General features: G+C 71.7%; 17 protein-coding genes. 6 read left to right on the top strand and 11 right to left on the bottom strand.

The window, feature by feature from the left end; genetic code table 11:
- Positions 1-33 precede the first annotated feature (33 nt).
- Both ACIPSA_RS38930 and ACIPSA_RS38925 read left to right on the top strand, forming a co-directional pair.
- A complete protein-coding gene (locus ACIPSA_RS38930) occupies positions 34-927 on the top strand; it encodes a helix-turn-helix domain-containing protein (protein WP_402643728.1) in 894 nt (297 codons plus the stop codon).
- A complete protein-coding gene (locus ACIPSA_RS38925; RefSeq protein ID WP_402643725.1) occupies positions 924-1928 on the top strand; it encodes a TauD/TfdA dioxygenase family protein in 1005 nt (334 codons plus the stop codon). The genes ACIPSA_RS38930 and ACIPSA_RS38925 overlap by 4 nt, the downstream gene beginning before the upstream one ends.
- A gap of 1 nt (position 1929) precedes the next feature.
- On the opposite strand, the gene ACIPSA_RS38920 is transcribed toward ACIPSA_RS38925, so the two are convergent.
- Together ACIPSA_RS38920 and ACIPSA_RS38915 are read right to left on the bottom strand one after the other, a co-directional pair.
- Complete coding sequence (locus tag ACIPSA_RS38920) at positions 1930-2958, bottom strand: LLM class flavin-dependent oxidoreductase (RefSeq protein WP_402643723.1); 1029 nt, start codon at positions 2956-2958, stop codon at positions 1930-1932.
- Between the two features lie 67 nt (positions 2959-3025).
- On the bottom strand, positions 3026-4528 hold the full coding sequence (locus tag ACIPSA_RS38915) for a metallophosphoesterase family protein (RefSeq protein WP_402643720.1): 1503 nt from the start codon (positions 4526-4528) through the stop codon (positions 3026-3028).
- 385 nt (positions 4529-4913) lie between these two features.
- Here ACIPSA_RS38915 and ACIPSA_RS38910 point away from each other — a divergent pair, with 385 nt between their 5' ends.
- A complete protein-coding gene (locus tag ACIPSA_RS38910; RefSeq protein WP_402643838.1) occupies positions 4914-7238 on the top strand; it encodes a M4 family metallopeptidase in 2325 nt (774 codons plus the stop codon).
- A gap of 59 nt (positions 7239-7297) precedes the next feature.
- Here ACIPSA_RS38910 and ACIPSA_RS38905 read toward each other — a convergent pair whose 3' ends face one another.
- The 3 genes from ACIPSA_RS38905 to ACIPSA_RS38895 all read right to left on the bottom strand — a co-directional run bounded on the left by ACIPSA_RS38905 (position 7298) and on the right by ACIPSA_RS38895 (position 10104).
- Positions 7298-8497, bottom strand: a complete 1200-nt coding sequence (locus ACIPSA_RS38905) for a glycoside hydrolase family 64 protein (protein ID WP_402643718.1) — start codon at positions 8495-8497, stop codon at positions 7298-7300.
- Between the two features lie 109 nt (positions 8498-8606).
- Positions 8607-9362: a dienelactone hydrolase family protein gene (locus ACIPSA_RS38900; RefSeq protein WP_402643716.1), complete on the bottom strand. Its 756-nt coding sequence runs from the start codon at positions 9360-9362 to the stop codon at positions 8607-8609.
- Positions 9363-9483: 121 nt separating this feature from the next.
- Complete coding sequence (locus tag ACIPSA_RS38895; RefSeq protein ID WP_402643713.1) at positions 9484-10104, bottom strand: L-threonylcarbamoyladenylate synthase; 621 nt, start codon at positions 10102-10104, stop codon at positions 9484-9486.
- A gap of 189 nt (positions 10105-10293) precedes the next feature.
- On the opposite strand from ACIPSA_RS38895, the gene ACIPSA_RS38890 reads away from it, so the two are divergent.
- Entirely contained in the window at positions 10294-11799 is a 1506-nt protein-coding gene (locus ACIPSA_RS38890) for a helix-turn-helix domain-containing protein (RefSeq protein WP_402643710.1), read from the top strand.
- A gap of 150 nt (positions 11800-11949) precedes the next feature.
- Here the strand turns inward: ACIPSA_RS38890 and ACIPSA_RS38885 are convergent, their stop codons facing one another.
- Genes ACIPSA_RS38885 through ACIPSA_RS38860 form a run of 6 tightly spaced genes read right to left on the bottom strand, consistent with a single transcriptional unit; the run spans position 11950 to position 17265 of the window.
- Complete coding sequence (locus ACIPSA_RS38885) at positions 11950-13188, bottom strand: cytochrome P450 (protein WP_402643707.1); 1239 nt, start codon at positions 13186-13188, stop codon at positions 11950-11952.
- A complete protein-coding gene (locus ACIPSA_RS38880; protein ID WP_402643705.1) occupies positions 13185-14423 on the bottom strand; it encodes a cytochrome P450 in 1239 nt (412 codons plus the stop codon). Before ACIPSA_RS38880 ends, ACIPSA_RS38885 begins: the two co-directional genes overlap by 4 nt.
- The gene (locus ACIPSA_RS38875) at positions 14420-15043 is read right to left on the bottom strand and encodes a GTP-binding protein (protein WP_402643703.1); all 624 of its coding nucleotides are present in this window, start codon (positions 15041-15043) and stop codon (positions 14420-14422) included. The genes ACIPSA_RS38880 and ACIPSA_RS38875 overlap by 4 nt, the downstream gene beginning before the upstream one ends.
- Entirely contained in the window at positions 15015-15377 is a 363-nt protein-coding gene (locus tag ACIPSA_RS38870; protein WP_402643700.1) for a DUF742 domain-containing protein, read from the bottom strand. The genes ACIPSA_RS38875 and ACIPSA_RS38870 overlap by 29 nt, the downstream gene beginning before the upstream one ends.
- The gene (locus ACIPSA_RS38865; protein ID WP_402643697.1) at positions 15374-15796 is read right to left on the bottom strand and encodes a roadblock/LC7 domain-containing protein; all 423 of its coding nucleotides are present in this window, start codon (positions 15794-15796) and stop codon (positions 15374-15376) included. The genes ACIPSA_RS38870 and ACIPSA_RS38865 overlap by 4 nt, the downstream gene beginning before the upstream one ends.
- Positions 15793-17265: an ATP-binding protein gene (locus ACIPSA_RS38860; RefSeq protein WP_402643695.1), complete on the bottom strand. Its 1473-nt coding sequence runs from the start codon at positions 17263-17265 to the stop codon at positions 15793-15795. The genes ACIPSA_RS38865 and ACIPSA_RS38860 overlap by 4 nt, the downstream gene beginning before the upstream one ends.
- Positions 17266-17581: 316 nt before the next feature.
- Between ACIPSA_RS38860 and ACIPSA_RS38855 the strand changes: the two genes are divergently transcribed.
- On the top strand, positions 17582-19327 hold the full coding sequence (locus ACIPSA_RS38855) for an enoyl-CoA hydratase-related protein (RefSeq protein ID WP_402643693.1): 1746 nt from the start codon (positions 17582-17584) through the stop codon (positions 19325-19327).
- 78 nt (positions 19328-19405) lie between these two features.
- Complete coding sequence (locus tag ACIPSA_RS38850) at positions 19406-20494, top strand: hydrogenase expression protein HypE (protein WP_402643691.1); 1089 nt, start codon at positions 19406-19408, stop codon at positions 20492-20494.
- Positions 20495-20510 lie beyond the last annotated feature (16 nt).

Below are 20510 nucleotides of genomic sequence, written 5' to 3'. Positions count from 1 at the left end.
TCACCCCGCGCGACCCGGCCGTACGGTGGTGGCATGGACGGAACGAACGCGCTGGGGGAGTTCCTGCGGGCCCGCCGGGCGCTGGTCCGGCCGCACGACGTGGGACTGCCCGGCGGCGGTCTGCGCCGGGTGCCGGGACTGCGCCGCGAGGAGGTCGCGATGCTCTCCGGCATCAGCTCCGACTACTACCTCAGGCTGGAGCAGGGCCGCGACCGCAACCCGTCCGTCCAGGTGCTGGAGGCCATCGCCAGGGTGCTGCGGCTGGACGCCGACGCCACCGCGTACCTCGTCGGCCTGGTCCAGGAGCGGCCCGCCGACGCCCGGCGCCTGGCCCGCGCCCGGCCGGCACGCGGACAGGAGCAGGTGCCGGTCGGCATCCTCCAGCTCATCGACGGCTGGACCCGCAACCCCGCCTATGTCCAGAACCGGTACACCGACTGCCTGGCCGCCAACGCCCTCGCGCGGGCGCTGACTCCGAACTACGCGCCCGGAGTCAACCTGCTGCGGGCCGTCTTCCTCGATCCGGCCGAGCGGGAGCTGCGCCGGGACTGGGAGGACCTCACGGAGGAGGGCGTGGCCACCCTGCGGGCCCACGCCGGGGCGGACGCCGACGACCCGCGGCTGCGGGACCTGGTCGGCGAGCTGTCCGTGCGCAGCGAGCGCTTCCGTCTGCTGTGGGCCCGGCACGACGTGCGGCCCCGGCGCGGCCGGGTGAGCCACCTGACCCACCCGCAGGTCGGCGACCTCGACCTGCACTCGAACAAGCTGTCCATGGACGGCACGGACGGCCTCACCCTGGTCGTCTTCCACGCCGAGCCCGGCAGCCGCAGCGCCGAACTGCTGGACATCCTTGGCAGCCTCACCGCGACCGGGGCGGATCGTGTCACCCTCACAGGGACGGACGGCACCGGATCGGAGCGTGCATGACGACGGACAGGGGCACGGTGTACGGGGGCACGGCGGAGGGGGACACGGTGGACGGGGCCGAGCGGGGCGCGGGGATCGAGGTGAAGCCGGTCGCCGGCCACATCGGAGCCGAGATCACCGGGGTCGATCTCGCGGAGGAGATCGACGACGCTGTGGTCGCGGAGATCCGGGCGGCGGTGCTGCGCTGGAAGGTGGTCTTCTTCCGCGACCAGAAGCTCGACCACGCCTCGCACGTGGCGTTCGCGCGCAGGTTCGGTGAACCGGTCGTCCTCGGGCGGCGCGGCAGCGCCTCGCCGCCCGGCTTCCCGGAGGTGGAGACCACGGCCGACCGGCTGGAACTGGGCGGACGGTTCGGCATGGACCACGACGAGTGGCTGAGACGGCGCCGGCACACGCTGCTGCGCGGCTGGCACTGCGACCACGGCGCCCGCGTCGACCCGCCTGCCGCGACCGTCCTGCGCGCCGAGACCGTCCCGCCGTACGGCGGCGACACCACCTGGTCCAACCTGGCCGCCGCGTACGCCGGACTGTCCGCCCCCGTGCGGGCCTTCGTCGACGGGCTGCGGGCCGAACACCGGCTCGGCGTCGGCTATCAGGCGCGGCCCGGCGACGACGGGTACCTGCGGCACCTCCTGGACCATCAGGTCGCCTCCGTCCACCCGCTGGTGCGGGTGCATCCGGAGACGGGGGAGCGGGTGCTGTTCGTCAACGGCTACTACGTCGAGCAGATCGTCGACGTGTCCCGGCCGGAGAGCGCGGCGCTCCTGGAGATGCTGCTGGAGCAGGCGGTCAGGCCCGAGTACACGGTCAGGTTCCGCTGGGAGCCCGGCAGCGTCGCCTTCTGGGACAACCGGGCCACCATCCACCTGGCCCCCGGCGACAACGCCCACCTGGGCTTTCCCCGGACCATGCACCGGGTGATGCTCACCGGTGACGTGCCGGTCGGCGTGGACGGCAGACCGTCCGAGCCGCTCACCGGCACCGAGGCGGGCCGCTGGTGAGTCAGGCGGCGGGCCGCCATCCCAGCGCCGGGCCCAGCCCGGTCGCCATGTCGGTGAGGATCTGTACGTAGTCCTCGTGCTCGAAGGTGAACGGCAGCGCGAACGCCACCTCGTCGGCCTCCCGGAACCCGGCGTGCGCGTGCAGCCGCTCGGCGATCTCCGCCGAGGTGCCCACCAGGTCCGGCGCGAACAGCAGTCGCGCCGGGCCCTGCGGAGTCGTCGTACGGGGCAGCCGCTTCGCCGCGTAGGCCTCGTACCTGGCGCGCTGCTCGGGCGTGGCGGAGTCGGTGGGGATGACGACCAGGCCCTGGGAGACGCGGGCCTCCTCGCCGTCGGGGTGGTGGGCGCGGAACTCGCGGATGTGGGAGAGCTGGATCTCGGCGAAGTCGACCGGCCCCTCCGTGCCCTCCGCCTTGACGACGCTGCTGGTCAGGAAGTTCATCCCGTGCTCGCCCGCCCAGCGCGCCGAGCTCAGGCTGCCGCCGCCGTACCAGAGGCGACGCCCGAGCCCGGGGGAGTGCGGCTGGACCACGTCGGAGAACACCTCGAAGCCTTCGACACCGCTGAAGTCGGTCGCCGGCTCGCCCCGCACGAAGTCCAGCAGCCGTCGCACCCGCTCGTAGCCAAACTCCTCCGCCTCGGCCGTGTCCGGGTACAGGGCTTCCTTGACCTGCTCGTAGTGCATCGGCGGGCCCACGCTCACACCGGGGTTCAGACGGCCGCCGGACAGGATGTCGACGGTCGCCAGGTCCTCGGCGAGGCGCAGCGGGTTCTCCCAGCCCAGCGGGATGACCGCGGTGCCGAGTTCGATGCGGCTGGTGCGCTGCGAGGCCGCCGCCAGAACGGCGACGGGGGACGAGATGCCGTACTGCAGATGGCGGTGACGCACCCACGCGCTGTCGAAGCCCAGCCGCTCGCCCAGCTCGATGATCTCCAGCGTGGACTCGTGGCCCGGCCGCGGATCCGCACCGTCGAACAGGCCGATGGTGAGGAAGCCCAGCTTGCGCAAGGGGCGTGGGGTGGGCGGCACGGGCTCCTCCGGCGGTCTTACATCGGCGCTGCCCCGATTCTGACAGGCGAACATTGCAGCCGTGTGATCAGAAAAGCGGGATGGTGACCTCGTCCTCGACCGGCGGGTCCAGTTCCTGCGCGCGCTTGCCGGTCGCGGCGAAGCAGCGCAGCCGTACCGCCTCCGGGGTGACGTCCAGGCGCAGGAAGCACTTGAAGAACGGCGGGCTGTAGGTCACCGAACCCGGCGAGAACAGCTGCGTGTAGATCTTCCGTACCGGCAGCCGGACCCGGGAGGTCCGGTCGGGCCGGCCGCCGGCGCCGAGCAGGCTGGCGATCAGCCGGGTGCGCCGGGTGACGCGGGTCTCCGGGCCGGGCGCGCGGCCGGGCTTGATGCCGAGCCGTTCGGCGATGACGGCCGTGGCCTCGGCCGCGGTGAGGGTGAAGAAGCGGCGCAGGCGCAGCCGGCGGCCGTACAGCCGGCTGTAGAAGGCCAGCGAGTCGCCCCGCAGCGGATAGCAGCGGAAGTCCTCCTCGGTGACGCCGGCTATCGACACCCGGGGGATGGTGTGCGTGGCGTGCATGAAGGCCCCGCCGCCGCCCGAGACGACGTACTGGATGGTGCGGCCGTGCACGTCGACCGGATAGCGCTGGTAGTTGTGGATGTCACCGCCGATCGCCGCGACGTAGTGGTGGGCGGGGTCGCGGACGATGTCGTCCACGGTGCCGCCGCCCTCGATGGCGCACGGGTGGTGCTCGCCGTCCACGTACAGCGGGGAGCCGGTGACGAGGATCTTGGGGCGGGGTCCCCGTGACACCTCGCGGAGCCACGCGCCCTGCTCGGCGTCGATCGTGCCCAGCAGACCCGTGTCGATGCCTATGATCCGCACAGGTCCCGCGTCGATCGCCCAGTACGGGCCCGGCTGGACGGCCTGTTGGGCGGGCGCCGAGCGCAACTTCCGTGCCTCGGCGAGGAGTTGCTCGTCCGTCGCCCGCGGTTTGTGCCACAGCAGCGCGCGCCACCAGGCACGGCTGAGCGTGCGGGGGGCCGGCTCGGGGGCCAGGGGCGGGGCGTCGTCGCAGAAGACGCGCATGAAGCCGCCGAGGTCCTCGTACCAGTCGTGGTTGCCGGGTATCGCGTACACCGGCGCTCGGTAGTCCTGGTACGGCCGGAAGAACTTCGTGCCGTAGTCGTCGGTGGTGCCGACCGGATAGATCACATCACTCGCGATCACCGCGAATCTCGTGTCCTGACTGACCTTCAGAAAGCCCGGCACGACTGCGTACTGGGAGTCGCCGCCCTCGCCGGTGTCGCCGACGACCATGAAGGAGAACCGGTCCGGATCCTCCCGCCGGATCACCTTGTCGGCGGGAGCGCCGGCGGCCGCCCGCTGCGCCGCCAGGCGGCTGCGGGTACGGCCCGTCGGGTCACCGAACCAGGACGCGACCACCCCGTTGCGGGCGACCCACAGCGCCCTCGGATCGAGCCACGACAACTTCTCGACGTGGTGCGGCATCAGCTGCTTGTAACGGCCCGGTTCGGCGGCGCCCCAGCCGGCGCCTTCTGCGGTATCGCGTGAAGAGTCAGACACGGCGTGAACCGTAGCAACGCCCGCCACATGACCTGCCAAGGGCTTGCCGGCGGGGGATTGTTGACCGCGTCACCGTCGCGGCCGGCGGGTCGCCGAGCCAGGTCCGCCATAGGGAAAACCCTTGAATGTTACCGACGGTACTGACATGGCTGGGTCAATGCTGAGATTCTCCCTCCGACCCCCCACAGCGTTCCCCATGGTCCGTTCACGGATCACGCTCCCGCACAGCTCATCTCGTCCCGGACAGCACACCCCGTCTGCCCGGTCTGTCACCGGCCGCGACCCGGCGGCCGCAGCAGGAGGAGTTCGAGTGAGACGCCTTCCCCACAGACGCTCCGCGGTCGGAGCAGCGCTGGTCTCGGCCGCGGCCTTCCTCGCCGTCGGCATGCAGTCCGTCCCGGCGACCGCCCAGCCCGCCACCCCCCACCCCGGTCCGCTGCGCACCGGCGGTCTGGAGGCGAAGCTCACCCCGGCCCAGCGCGGCGCACTGATCAAGAGCGCCCAGCAGAAGACCACCGCGACCGCCCGCACCCTCGGCCTCGGCGCCAAGGAGAAGCTCGTCGTCAGGGACGTCGTCAAGGACAACGACGGCACCGTGCACACCCGTTACGAGCGCACCTACGCCGGCCTCCCCGTCCTCGGCGGCGACCTCGTCGTGCACACCCCGCCCGCCTCCCTGGCCACCGGCACGGTGAGCACCACCTTCAACAACAAGCACACCCTCAAGGTCGCCTCCACCACCGCGACCTTCACCAAGGCGGCCGCCGAGACCAAGGCCCTCGGGACGGCCAGGTCCCTCGACGCCAAGAAGCCCGCCGCCGACAGCGCCCGCAAGGTGATCTGGGCAGGCACCGGCACCCCGAAGCTCGCCTGGGAGACGGTGATCGGCGGCTTCCAGGACGACGGCACGCCCAGCAAGCTGCACGTCATCACCGACGCCACCACGGGCAAGGAGCTCCACCGGTACCAGGCGATCGAGACCGGTACCGGTAACACGCAGTACAGCGGCACGGTGACCCTGAACACCACGCTGTCCGGTTCGACGTACCAGCTGTACGACACCACGCGCGGCGGCCACAAGACGTACACCCTCAACAACGGCACGTCGGGCACCGGCACACTGATGACCGACTCCGACGACGTCTGGGGCACCGGTTCCGGCTCCAACACCCAGACCGCCGGCGCCGACGCGGCCTACGGCGCCCAGATGACCTGGGACTTCTACAAGAACACCTTCGGCCGCAGCGGCATCAAGAACGACGGCGTCGCCGCCTACTCGCGCGTCCACTACAGCACGGCGTACGTCAACGCCTTCTGGGACGACGACTGCTTCTGCATGACCTACGGCGACGGCACCAGCAGCACCCACGCCCTGACCTCACTCGACGTGGCCGGCCACGAGATGAGCCACGGCGTCACCTCCAACACGGCGGGCCTCGACTACACCGGCGAGTCGGGCGGCCTGAACGAGGCGACCTCCGACATCTTCGGCACCGGCGTCGAGTTCTACGCCAACAACTCGACCGACGTCGGCGACTACCTCATCGGCGAGAAGATCGACATCAACGGTGACGGCAGCCCGCTGCGCTACATGGACAAGCCCAGCAAGGACGGCTCGTCCGCGGACAGCTGGTACTCCGGCGTCGGCAACCTCGACGTGCACTACTCCTCGGGTCCGGCGAACCACATGTTCTACCTGCTCTCCGAGGGCAGCGGCACCAAGACCATCAACGGCGTCACCTACACCAGCACCACCTCCGACGGCGTCGCCGTCGCCGGCATCGGCCGGGACGCTGCCCTGCAGATCTGGTACAAGGCGCTGACGACGTACATGACGTCGAGCACCAACTACGCCGGCGCCCGCACCGCCGCCCTCAACGCGGCCGCGGCCCTGTACGGCACCAGCTCGACCCAGTACGCCGGAGTCGGCAACGCCTTCGCCGGCATCAACGTCGGCAGCCACATCACCGTGCCCACCTCGGGTGTCACGGTCACCAACCCGGGCAGCCAGTCCTCGACCGTGGGCACCGCGGTGAGCCTGCAGGTCTCGGCGAGCAGCACCAACAGCGGCTCACTGACCTACGCGGCGACCGGCCTGCCGACCGGCCTGTCGATCAGCAGCTCGACCGGCCTGATCTCCGGTACGCCCACGACGGCGGGCACCTACAGCACCACCGTCACGGTGACCGACTCCACCGGCGCCACCGGCACGGCCTCCTTCACCTGGACCGTGAGCTCCAGCGGCGGCGGCGGAACCTGCACCTCGGCCCAGCTCCTCGGCAACGCGGGCTTCGAGTCGGGCAACACCACCTGGACCGCCACCAGTGGCGTCATCACCAACTCCAGCAGCGAGTCGGCGCACGGCGGTTCGTACAAGGCCTGGCTCGACGGGTACGGCTCGACGCACACCGACACGCTGTCCCAGTCGGTGACCATCCCGAGCGGCTGCAAGGCCTCGTTCACCTTCTACCTGCACATCGACACCGCGGAGACCACCACCAGCACCCAGTACGACAAGCTGACGGTGACCGCCGGTTCGACGACCCTGGCGACGTACTCGAACCTCAATGCCGCGACCGGCTACACCCAGAAGACCTTCGACCTGTCCTCGTACGCGGGCTCGACGGTCACCCTGAAGTTCAGCGGCGTGGAGGACTCCTCGCTGCAGACCAGCTTCGTCGTGGACGACACCGCCGTCACGACCAGCTGACCCACCGCACATGACACGTCCCGCACGCGGAAGCCGTCCGCGTGCGGGACGCGTGCGTGTCAGCTCAGCGGATCCAGTGTGAGGTACGCCTGCTGAGGGCCGCCGTCGTGGACCAGCGACTCCTGGTTCCCGACGTCGTCGAAGGCGAACGCGTACGCCTTGCCGTCCGCCATCTGGGCGTGGATCTTGCGCGCGTAGTGGTTGGTGACCACATCCTTGTAGAAGTCCGCCGTGTTGGTGTCCGGCTGGTTGGAACTGGTCAGCAGCGTCGACCGGTTGAAGCCTGCGCACAGCGTGCGGGAGATCGGGCCGCGCACCTGGTCGTTGGGCGCGTCGAGCAGGTTGTGACAGCCGAAGATGCTGTTCGCGTCCGGCTTCTGGAAGCTCGTCACCACCGCCCCTGACGAGTTGGTGAAGTTCATGACGTTCCCCGAGACCCGGCCGTAGTACTTGGTGCTCGGCTGGTCGGCGAACGGCGTGACGGTCAGGGTCGACGTCGAGTACTTCGACCAGACCCGGTTGACGTAGTCGTCCATGACGGTCGACGGAAGCGCCCCCGTCTCCACCCCGTACAGCGGGGAGAGCGCGCGGAGCACGGTGCCGTCGGACCGGGTCTGGATCAGGTTGGCCCAGCCGCCCGGCTGTCCGCGCAGCGCGTTGAAGAATCCGTTGTATCCACCCGACTTGAGGTGACCGGTACTGCTGACGCTTCCGTCGGACCGCTGCACCCCGACCGCGTAGGGCGCGGAGAACATGTCGACCTGTGTGCTGTTGAGCCACAGTCCGGAGTCGTTGAGCGTGTACTCCGACCAGTTGAAGAGGATGTTGCGGTTGGGGTCGCTCGGATTCTGCACGGCCGGCTGCACCAGCCCGCCGGTGGTGAGCCGGAAGTCGAGCTTCTGGCCGTAGGAGAAGTAGATCCGGCCGGAGAACTTCGGGATCCGGATCGTGATCGACTGCCCGGCCGCGGGCCCGGGAATCGAGGCGTCGGGAGCGGGTGTCGGCGGGATCCCGCCCGCCGGCCAGGCGTGGAAGGTGCCGTTCGCGTCCGCCCAGCCCTGCCGTCCCGTCGACAGCTGGGTGCCGAGATCGTAGATGTAGACCGCGTCGCCGCGGCCGGAGTTGTTGGACACCTTCAGGGGGATCGTGTCCGGCACGGCGGCACCGGCCGGTTCGGGCGAGGCCAGCACGAGCAGTGCGCCGACCAGGGTCGCCGCGGCCGCGAAGGGCAGTGCGGGACGGGTGAGTCTTGCGAGCACTCTCCACCTCCGTGTGGGGTCGGGGCGGTACGGACATTGGTCCGGACCAGTTCTGAGAGCGCTCTCAGAGTTGCGCCGAGGCGCGTGCATGTCAATGAGTTGGACCGGCTCAGAAGGTACGGTTCAGCAGGTCGAGCAGCGCCGCCCAGTGCCGCTCGTCGGCCTCGCGGTCGTACGCCGAGGTGTCCGCCTGCGTGTACCCATGGCGAGCGCCCGGGTAGACCTCGCAGCGGTGCCGTACGCCCGCCGCCGTGAGCGTGTCCTCGAGGAGCTCGATCTGCTCCGCGGGCATGGACGGGTCCTGGTCGGCGTGGCCGAAGTACAGCTCGGCCGTCACGTGTCCGGCGACCAGGTGCGGGCTGTCCGGGCCCTCGGTCGCCAGCCGTCCGCCGTGGAACCCGGCCGCGGCCGCGACCCGGTCCGGGTAGCCGCCGGCGACGAGCAGGACCAGCCGGGCCCCCATGCAGTAGCCGGTCAGCGCGACCGGGCCGTCCGCGACCAGCGGGCTGTCGGCCAGCCAGCGCAGATAGGCACCCGCGTCCCGCTCGGCGAGCTCGGGCGTCAGCGACTGCACGATCGGGCCCACGCGCTCCCAGATGGTGGGATCGGCGGCGGTGTCGATGAACTCGGGCAGGTCGACGACCGGCGCCCGGCCGTGACGGTAGAACACGTTCGGCACCAGCACCGTGTAGCCGGCTCCGGCGAGCCGGTCGGCCATCGCCCTCAGGTGCGGACGCAGTCCGTAGGCGTCCTGGTAGAAGAGGACGGCCGGACGGGGGCGCCCGTCACCGGGGTGGACCAGGTAGGCGTCGGCGGTGCCGTCCTCGGTCGGGATGTCCACGGCTGCTGCCTGTACGGCGGTCATGGCGTCGGTGCCTTCCTGAGGAATCGTCGTCGGAGGCGGGCGCCTCCATGACGCGGCGGGTACGGGATCATGGTTCCACGCGAGACCGACGCCCCCGTGCCTGACCCTCCGGCCCTGGGAGTCACTCGAAGCGTGTCGTGTCGCCCGCTCCCCGCCGTACGATCTCCGCCTCGCCGCTGGAGAAGTCGATGACCGTGGTCGGCTCGGTGCCGCAGTCCCCGGAGTCCACCACCGCGTCCACCGCGTGGTCGAGGCGGTCCTTGATCTCCCAACCCTGGGTCATCGGCTCCTCCTCGTCGGGCAGGAGCAGCGTGCTGGACAGCAGCGGTTCGCCGAGCTCGGCCAGCAGGGACTGGGTGACCACGTGGTCGGGGATGCGTACGCCGACGGTCTTCTTCTTGGGGTGCAGCAGCTTGCGCGGCACCTCCTTGGTCGCAGGGAGGATGAACGTGTAACTGCCGGGGGTCGACGCCTTGACGGCCCGGAACACGTCGTTGTCCACGTGGACGAACTGGCCGAGCTGCGCGAAGTCCCGGCACATCAGGGTGAAGTGGTGCCGGTCGTCGAGCCGTCGGATCGCGCGGATCCGGTCGATGCCGTCACGGCTGCCGAGCTGGCACCCCAGCGCGTAGCAGGAGTCGGTCGGGTATGCGATGAGCGCACCCGAGCGCACGGCATCGGCGATCTGGGCGATGCTGCGCGGCTGCGGGTTCTCGGGGTGCACGTCGAAGTACTTCGCCATTCGCCGAGCTTATGCCGTCGGCCGGGGCCAGGTGCGCAGGCGGGCTCCGGGGCTCGCGTCGTCCCGAGGCCGGGGGAAGGCTCCGAGCGGACCGCAGGCGGAACCTTACCCTCCTGCTCCGGGCCGTTTGTCGGGTAACGTCCACCCCCGAACACCGAGGTCAACGCGATGGACAAGGAGAGGGCAGACGTGGGTGGCCGAGCGGACGAGGACCCGCGCTCACAGACGCCGTACGACACGGACGCCTCATGGGCCGAGGAGCTCCTCGATCATCTGCGCCCGACCGGGCGCGACCTGCGCCGGGTCGTAGCCTGGCTCGCCCGCGCCGTACGGGGAACGGCCTGCCTGCAGGACGCCGGCGGTGTCCTCCTCGCCGGAGAGCGGATGACGCTCGACGACGTGCTCGTCGCCGATGTCGTCGCCGGCCGGATCTCCTCCGCCGCGCTGCAGGACGCCGGCCGTCACGTACGCCTGGTCGCCGTCCGGCACCCCGACCCGCACCCGGCGTCGACGTGCCTGCTGGCCGTCGCGCGCGCGACCCCCTTCGACCGGCGCGCCGCCGAGATCGTGACCCGTACCGCCGGCGTCGTCGAACTGCTGCTCGGGGACCGCGAGCTTACGGCCGCCTGCCACAGGCTCCGGCGCGCCGCCTCCGACCTGCGGCTGGCGATCCTGCAGCTGCTGATGGTGGAGGACACCGTGTCGGCCCGCCGGGTCGCCGCGGGCCTGTGGCCCGGCCTGCTCGACACCGACACGGCCCGTGTGTACGTCGTGGAGGGGTCCGCAGGGGAACGGGACCGTCTGGCCGACGCATGCCTGGAGGTGACCGACGGTCAGGCCCTGGTCGTGCGCTGCCCCGCGATGGACGGGCACGTCATCGTCGTCAGCGCCGCGGTCAGGGCGGGGGAACGGCTGCGCTCCCTCGTCGGCGGCCGCCCCGGCACCTTCCTCGGCGCCAGCGCCCGGCAGAGCCTCGCCCAGACGGCCACCGCCTACGGCCAGGCCATCAGCGCGCTCGCCGTCGCCCACTTCCGCCCGGACCAGGCGGCCGTCTATGCCGAACGCACCCACCCGGAGCGGCTGATGGACCCCGCGACGCTGCGTGCCTGGTCCGCCGGCGTCCTGCGCCCCCTCGACACCCTGCCCCACCACACGCGCGCCGAGCTGCTCGCCACCACAAGGCTGGGCCTGGAGTTCACCGCGGTGAGCGCGGCCAAGGTCCTCGGCGTCAACCGCAACACCGTCCGCGCCCGCATGGACCGGGTCGAAGGTCTGCTGCGCACCGACTTCTCCGATCTCACCGTCCGCGCGGCCGCCCATCTCGCCCTGAACACCGAGGCGGGCTGCGCGGCAGGCGCCGCCGACGGCGCCGAGTCCCGGCCCGGCGCCGTCCGGCTCGGTGACCTGGTCGCCGGTCCCGCGCTGCGCACCTGGGCGCACGACCTTCTCGGGCGTCTGACCCGCGACGGACGCGACCTGCGCGGTACCCTGCGTGCCTGGATCGCCGCCGGGGGGAACGCCGAACGCGCGGCCCAGGACCTGGGCGTCCACGCCCAGACCGTGCGCGAACACGTCCGCAGCGCCGAACCCGTCCTCGAACGTCAGCTCCTGGCCGCGGGCACCGACCTCTACGAGGTCGTGCTGGCCCTGCTGGCAGTCGGTGACCTCGCCGAACCCGCACTCCACGGTACGTAGCCGGGCCATTCGGACTCACCTGTGCACGGGTGAGTCCTCCGTGCGTCGAAACGGGCATTGCCGCGATACCCAACGGCCCGACCTGCACGTAGGTTCACGTTCCGCGGGGCACGACCGGAACGGGGGACCGGTCGCGCCCCCACCGGATGCCTAGCGCAGGCGGACCGGTACCTCCTGCCAGCCGAAGGCGATGAAGGACGGGACCTGCCGCAGCTCGTCGGCCGCGACGGCCAGCCCCAGGTCCGGGAACCGGTCGAACAGCGCGGGGAGCGCGGTCAGCGCCTCCATCCGGGCGAGCGGCGCGCCGATGCAGCGGTGCACCCCGATGCCGAACGCCAGGTGGTCGTCGGCTCCGCGCGCCGCGTCGAAGACGCCCGCGTCCGCCCCGTACCGCTCGGGATCCAGTCCGGCGGCGGCGTACGTCGTGATGATCGCGTCCCCGGCCGGAACGGTGACGTCCCCGACCTTCAGGTCGCTCACCGCGAAGCGCAGCGGCAGCGAGGAGATCGAGGGGTGCACCCGCAGCGTCTCGTCGATCACGGCGTCCCAGGAGACCGCGCCCGAGCGCACGGCCGCGAGCTGCTCCGGGTCGCGCAGCAGGGCGACGATCGCGTTGCCGATGAGGTTGACGGTGGTCTCGAAACCGGCGCCGATCACCAGCAGCAGCGTGTAGAGCAGCTCTTCGTCGCTGAGCCGGTCGCCGTCCTCGTCCCGGACCCGGATCAGCTCCGTGGTCATGTCGTCGCCCGGGTGCGCGACCTTGTGCGCGATCAGCCCGCCCAGCACCGTGCCGATCCGCTCCTGCACGAACGCGGCGTGCTCCGGGCTCGGGTCGGTGGTGTCCATGATCGCCGCGATGAGCTGTGCGGTGTCCGGCCGCATCTCCTCGGGCATGCCGAACAGGTCGCAGATCAGCCGCATGGGCAGCGTGAGCGCGAGCCCCTGCCGGAGGTCGACCGCCCCGCCGTCGGCCCCGGCGCTCTCCAGCGCGTCGAGCAGCTCCGCGGTGATGGCCTCCACCCGCGGGCGCATCGCCTCGGTGCGCCGGTGCGTGAAGCTCGGCGCCACCAGCTTGCGCAGCCGCGCGTGGTCGGGGCCGTACGAGGAGAGCATGTTGACCACGCCGACCCAGCTGATGATCCATCCCCAGGAGGGGTGTTCGCCGACCTCGGGAAACAGCCGCCAGTGCAGCCGGGGATCCTTGCTGACCTGGGGATCGAGGATCAGTTCCTTGAGGACGTCGTACCGGGTGGGGGCCCAGGCGGGGATGCCGCCGGGCAGCTCCACGGGCACGATCGGGCCGAGGGCGCGCAGCTCGGCGGCCTCGGCGGGGATGTCGGCGCCGAACGGGTCGACGACGAACCGTTCGATGTGGTCGGTCACGGTCACGACAACTCTCCTGGCTGGTCGGGGGAGCGGGGGCTGAACCGCACGGGCAGGGACGTCAGCGAGCGGTGGAAGGGGCCGGGCCGCCAACTGAGGCGCTCCCGGGGCACTACGGGTTCGAGGTCGGGCAGCCACTGGGTGAGCTGCTCGATCGCCTCGGTCACGATGAGCAGCGTGTGGTGCCGGACCGGACAGGTGTGCGGGCCCGCGCCCCAGGACAGGTGCGAGGCGTCCCCCGGGCGCCGGCCGCTGGTCGCCTCCTGCTCGGCGAACAGCCCGACCGCCCCGAACGACACCACCACCGGCACCGCGTCCCGGATCCACGCCCCGTGGAACGACACGGGTCTGCGGGCGTAGTAGATGCCGTAGTTGGCCAGCGGCGTCTCGTGGTGCAGCACCTCGACCACCGCGTCCATGACCGGGCGGGCACCGCTGGTCAGGGTGGAGTAGTAGAGCGGATTGCCGAGGATTCTGGACAGGGCGTTGGACAGCAGGTTCGCGGTCGGCTCGTAGCCCGCGCCGAGGGTGAGGAACACCTGCCAGGTGACCTCCTCCGGCGTCAGCCCGGCAGGGTGGTCGAGGAGCCTGCTCGGCAGGTCGTCGCCGCGCCGTTCGACCTTCCCGGCGATGAGCCTGAGCACGTACTCGGCGAACTCCGCCTCGCCCTCGGCGGCCTGGGCGCCGCCCTCCATCATCTTGCCGAGGCCCTCGTTGAGCCGGTCGCCCTGGCTGTCCGGCAGGCCGAACAGGTTGTTGAACACCAGCGCCATCAGCGGCCGGGTGAAGTCGGCCACCAGGTCCGCCTCGCCCAGGGGACCGAAGCGGTTCACCAGGAGCCGCACCGCCCGGTGCACCCGGCCCCGCAGGTCGTGTGGCTCCACCAGCTCGAAGACGTCGATGAGCGTGGTGCGGTAGCGGACGTGGGCGCCGCCGTCGGAGAACAGGGCGTTGGGCCGCCAGCGCATCATGGCGAGGACCGGTGAGTCGTCGGGGACCGTGGTCTCCCACGCGCGCGGGTCGTGCGAGAAGGTGTCGGTGTCGCGCAGCACGTCCAGTGCGGCCTGGCGGTCCGTGACCAGGTACGCCGGCACACCCGGCGCGAGCTCCGCCCAGCCCACCGCGCCCTGGGCGCGCAGGGCCGAGTAGTAGCGGTGGGGATCCTTCGCGAAGCCGTCCTCCCACAGCCGCACGGGTCCCGAGACGGTGAAGGACTGCCGGTCCGTCGGTTGGGTGGTCACCGGTTCTCCGCTCGGGGATCGTCGATCAGGTGCTGGACCAGGGCGAGCAGCGCGTCGATGGAGGAGTGCGCGTCCCTCGCGTCGCACGTCACCATGGGCGTGCCCGGCTCCAGGTCCAGGGCCGCGCGCAGCTGCTCTCCGGTGTAGTGGCTCGGGGCGTCGGGGAAGGCGTTGAAGGCGACCGCGTACGGCACCCCGGTCTCCTCCACCAGACCGAGCACGTCGAAAGAAGCATCGATCCGGCGGCTGTCGACCAGCACGAGGGCGCCGAGCGCCCCGTACGCTATGTCGTCCCACAGCGGGCGGAACCGCTGCTGGCCGGGCGTGCCGAACAGGTACAGCACGATCTCGTCCGGCAGGCTGATCCGGCCGAAGTCGATGGCGACGGTCGTCGTCGCCTTCTCCCGCACCCCGTCGAGGTCGTCCACGTGTGCGGACTCCTCGGTGAGATGCTCCTCGGTGTGCAGGGCCCGGATCTCCGACACCGAGTCGATCAGGGTCGTCTTGCCCACCCCGAAGGGTCCCGTGACCAGGATCTTCACCAGGTGCCGGGCGGTGTCGGGCAGATGTATGCCACCAGTGCCGCGGACGTCACTGGTGCTTGAGGGCGCGGAGGCCATCGGCCACTCTCTTCAGCAGGTCGGGGTCGAACCGTTCGGCGGGCGGGATCGGTGCGCGGGCCAGGACCAGATTCCGGTCGACGAGCTCGGCGGCCAGCACGCGTACGGCGGAGACCGGCAGCTCCAGCAGGGCCGCGGCCTCCATCACCGTCAGCGCCCCGCCGTCCAGGAGGTCCAGGAGGGCGAGTTGAGCGGCGGGCAGCCCCGCGGGCACCGGCTCCCCGCCGGCGGTGAGGACCGACAGCCGCTCCAGGTGCGGACGGCTGGGCCGGGCCACGCCGCCGGTCGACAGATACGCGGGAACCAGGGGACGGCCGCCACGGCGGCCGGTCATGCCGGCGCGCCGCCGTCGGAGACTCTGGGCGCCGCCGCCATCGCCTTCTCGCCCAGCCGGGCCACCTGCGAGTGGACCCGGTGCGCCAGCAGGTCGAGGCGCACCTCGGGGTCGCCGTACGCGGCGACACAGGTGCCGTGGTCGGTGGGCACGATCAGCACGTACCCGTGGTCGGACTCGATGACGACCTGCCGTACCTCGGCCCGGTCCCGGTCGGCGAACGCGGCCGCGGCGGTACGGCAGGCGCCCTGCACGGTGCTGGTGATGGCGGCCACCCGCTCGGCCGAGGGCTGCGACAGCGCGTCGGTGTAGCCCGTCACGAGTCCGTCCCTGGTGAGCAGGACGGCGGCGACGACGTGCGGTACCTGCAGGATCGGTTCGAGCACCCACGCCGTGTCGCCCGCATCGCGGCTGGTCATCGAGCCGCTCCCCCTTCGTGTTCGGTCTGTTCGGTGTCGTCGGTCCGTTGTCCGTGCGCCGGTTCGGACTCGCTGCGGCTCGCGTCCGCCGGTCTGGGGGCGCGTGCCGCCGCGGTGCCGTACTGCAGCGCGGCGAGCGCGGCGGCGGCGTCCTCCGGGCGCCGGGGCGGACTCTGCGGCGCGGGTGCGGCCGGGGCGGCGGCCCGGGTACGGCGCCGCCGCTGCGGAAGGCCGCCCGGGTCCCGCAACCTCTGGTGCCCCGACGCCGAGCCGGGACCGTCGTGTTCGGCGCCGTATCCATGGGCAGCGTCGCGGCTCGGTGCGGTGGCTGCTGCGTCCGGTACGGCCGCTGCCCTCGCCGGCGCCGCGGAGGCCCTGGCGTCGGGTGCGGCGCTTCTGCGCGTCGAGCGCGGGGCGCTGGCCGCCGGCGGCTGCTCGACCGGGTCGACGCGGCTGAGCAGATGGCTCTCCACGCGCAGCACCGCGCGCACACCGCCGTACGGCGAGGGGGAGGAGACGTCGGCGCTCAGGTCGAACTGCCGGGTCAGCCGGCCGATCGCGGCCAGGCCCATGCGGGGCGGGTCGCCGAGGTCGGTGAGCAGGATGGGGTCGCTGCCGGCCACCAGGCGCTGGGCGCGGGCCCGTTCGTCCTGTGTCATGCCCAGGCCCGCGTCGTCGACAGTGACGCAGACCCCGTGGTGGACGTGTTCCAGGTTGACCACGACGTCGGTCTCCGGCGCGGAGTGCCGAAGCGCGTTGTCGAGGAGCTCGGCGACGATGATGGCGACCGGCTCGACCGCGTGCGAGACCAGCGCGGTGCCCGGCTCCAGGTGGTTGTGGACCCGGACGCGGTGGTAGCCCCCGAGCCGGGCCTGGCCACCCGTCACCGCGTCCACCACATGGGACTCCTCACGGGCGAGCCCCACCCAGGCGCCGCACACCACCGCGGCGACCTGCGCCCGGCGCAGCGACTGCTCGTTCTCGTGGTCCAGTGCGAACAGTGTCTGCGTCAACTCGGGGTCGTCGTACCGCTGTTGCAGTCCGCGCAGGGCGTCCTGCAGCCGGTACAGGGCCGCCTGGATCTCCCGGGTGGCGCCGCGTAGTCCCGCCTGTGCGGCCGCGTCTATTCGGGTGCGCTGCGCCGTCAGCTCGGACCGCAGGCCCGTCAGTGCGTGCTCCAGCGCGATCCCCGCCGGCGTTCCGGCGGTCTGCGGCCGTGGCGGGCCCGGCACGACGACGTGGGGATGCGCGAGCTGCTGGGCGGCGGCCGGGATGCGCCGCGCCGCGAGGTGCTCGATCTCGGCGGTGAACGCCTGCTCGGCGCTGTCCAGTCGGGCCCGCAGCTCGGTCAACTCGACGCGTAACGCGGCCCGTTGGCGCCGAGATCGCAGCAGACCACCGCCGAGCGCGAGCGCGGACAGCGTGCCGGCGGCGAGACCGCCGGCCACCAGGTCCGGTAATTCGATCATCGAAAGGGCTTCCAGAGAAGTCGGGCGGGGGAGGACAGGGGAGTCCAAGGCGCTCACTGAAGGCGCTCGCAGCACAGTACACACCGTCATCGACCGACCTCGCACGGTTGGAGAAGAACTCGTTCCGAATCGGCTCAGAATCTGTTCGCTTCTGTGTGGACTGTCTGAATTGCCATGTCCACACGGCCGGGTGGCGGCGTGCGCCCCGCTTTCGGGTGACGCCGCCGCTTGTCGGTGGCGGGACCCGCCGCGGGTGGCGCAGCATCACAGTCGGCCGGGCACGACTGCCCGGTGCGTCGTCCGCCGGGAGTACGCCGTGCACATCCTGCTCGTGGCCAGCGCCTTCAACAGCCTCACCCAACGTGTCCACGCCGAACTGCGCGACCACGGCCACACCGTGGCGGTGGAGCTCGCACTGCCGGGCACCTCCCTGACGGCGGCCGTCGAGCGGCACGACCCGCACCTGGTCCTCGCCCCGATGCTGAAGACGGCGATCCCGCGGGAGGTGTGGGCCGCCCGGCCGTGCTTCGTCGTGCACCCGGGCCCGGTCGGGGACCGGGGTCCCTCCTCGCTCGACCGGGCCGTCCAGGAGGGCGCCACGCAGTGGGGAGTGACGATTCTTCAGGCAGTGGAGGAGATGGACGCCGGTGATGTGTGGGCGACCGTACGGTGCCCGGTGCCGCCGGTGTCCAAGAGCGACCTGTACCGGGGCGAGATCGCCGACGCCGCACTGGCGGCCGTCCTGCTCGCCGTGGACCGCTTCGCCACCGGGCGCCACACCCCGCTGCGGCAGGGCGCCGCGCGCACCCGCCCCTACCTCGACCAGAGCGTCCGGCGGATCGACTGGGCCGTGGACGGCACCGAGACCGTCCTGCGCAAACTCCGCGCCGCGGATTCACAGCCCGGCGTGCTCGACGTCCTGCTCGGCGACGAGTGGTACCTGCACGGCGGCCACCCCGAGGACCGTCTCCACGGAGCACCGGGAGCGCTGCTGGCCACCCAGACCGGGGCGATCTGCCGGGCCACGAAGGACGGCGCCGTGTGGATCCCGGAGCTGCGGCGCCGAAGCGGTCCTGGGCGGCCGCGCGCGATCCGGCTGCCCGCGGTGACCGCCCTCGGCGACCGGCTGCCGCCCCTCCCCGAACTGGCGCCGCTGCCGGCCTCCACCGCGGGGACCTGGACGGACATCCGCTACCGGGAAGCCGGGAGCGTCGGCTTCCTGTCCTTCTCCTTCCCGGGCGGTGCCCTCAGCACCACCCAGTGCCGGCGCCTGCTCGCCGCGTACCGGGAGGCGTGCGCCCGCCCGACCACCGTGCTGGTGCTGGGCGGGCAGCGGGACTTCTTCTGCAACGGCATCCACCTGGGCGTCATCGAGGCCGCCGCCGACCCCGCCGCGGAGTCCTGGGCGAACATCAACGCCATCGACGACCTGGTCGAGGCGGTCCTGACGACCACCGACCGGCTCGTGGTCTCCGCCATCGGGGGCAATGCGGCGGCCGGCGGCGTGATGCTCGCCCTGGCGGCCGACGAGGTGTGGTGCCGCGCCGGTTCGGTGCTGAACCCGCACTACCGGCTGATGGGGCTGCACGGCTCGGAGTACTGGACGTACACGCTGCCCCGCCGCGTCGGCGCGGCCACGGCCGACCGGCTCATGGGCGAGGCCCTGCCGATGAGCGCCGCGAGCGCCGTGCGTCTGGGTCTCGTCGACCGACTGGTCGACTGCGGACCGGGGGACTTCGCCGCCGAGGTCGGCGGCCTCGCGGCCCGGCTGGCCGCGCTGCCGGGAACACCGTCCCGGATCGCGGCGAAGAAGGAGTCGCTGGACCGCCAGGAGAGCACCGAGCCCCTCTCCGCGTTCCGGGAGCGGGAGCTGACCCGGATGCGCAGGACCTTCGACGACCCCGAGGCCCCGTATCACGCGCTGAGGTGCGCGTTCGTGCGCAAGGAGCGGCAGGCCGGCACACCGCCGCAACCCACCGTCGGCACCGGCCCCGCGGGAGCCACCGGACCGGACCCGTCCGGGGCCCGTGTCACCGGAACGGACGGCGCCAGCGTCACCTGACCGCCGCATCACTGGTAGCAAGAGTCTGGCAGTCGAAAAACATGCCTTCGTCCCTTACCTCCCCGAGGAGGCGGTCCCATGACACCGGCGACGCCCGACACGGCCGGCACGATGCACACCGCCGGCGCGCCCGCCGACGAGACGCCCACGATCCACATCCTCTGGATCAACGCCGGACTGAGCTGCGACGGCGACTCGGTCGCACTGACGGCCGCGATGCAGCCGAGCATCGAGCAGATCGCGCTCGGCGCGCTGCCGGGGCTGCCGAAGATCGCCGTCCACTGGCCCCTGATCGACTTCGAGTGCGGGCCGGTCGGGGGCGCCGACACGTTCATCGAGTGGTTCTTCAAGGGCGAGCGCGGCGAGATCGACCCCTTCGTTCTGGTCGTCGAGGGCTCCATCCCCAACGAGAAGATCAAGCCCGAGGGCTACTGGTGCGGCTTCGGCGACGACCCGGACACCGGCCAGCCGATCACCACCAGCGAGTGGATCGACCGGCTCGCGCCCAAGGCCCTCGCGGTCGTCTGCGCCGGCACCTGCGCCACCTACGGCGGTATCCACGCCATGGAGGGCAACCCGACCGGTGCCATGGGCGTGCCCGACTACCTCGGCTGGGACTGGAAGTCGAAGGCCGGCATCCCGATCGTGTGTGTCCCGGGCTGCCCGGTCCAGCCCGACAACTTCGCCGAGACGCTCACCTACCTGCTCTACCAGGCGGCCGGCTCCGCTCCGATGATCCCGCTGGACGACAAGCTCCGCCCGGCCTGGCTGTTCGGCGCCACCGTGCACGAGGGCTGCGACCGCGCCGGCTACTACGAACAGGGCGAGTTCGCGGAGACGTACGACTCGCCCAAGTGCCTGGTCAAGATCGGCTGCTGGGGGCCGGTCGTCAAGTGCAACGTGCCCAAACGGGGCTGGATGAGCGGTATCGGCGGCTGCCCGAACGTCGGCGGCATCTGCATCGCCTGCACCATGCCCGGCTTCCCGGACAAGTTCATGCCCTTCATGGACCAGCCCCCCGGCGCGACGATCTCCACCACGGCCAGCGGCGCCTACGGCGCGGTGATCCGAAAACTGCGGTCCGTCACCCTCCACACCGTCGACAAGGAGCCGAAGTGGCGCCACAAGGGCCGCAAGCTCACCACCGGATACCGACGTCCGTGGTGAACCCGCCGCGCGGCCG

The sequence above is a fragment of the Streptomyces sp. NPDC086549 genome, from assembly GCF_044746205.1.
Classification (GTDB): Bacteria; Actinomycetota; Actinomycetes; order Streptomycetales; family Streptomycetaceae; genus Streptomyces.
The sequence above is the reverse complement of the archived record's forward strand: the minus strand, read 5'-3'. Positions and strand labels throughout refer to the sequence as shown.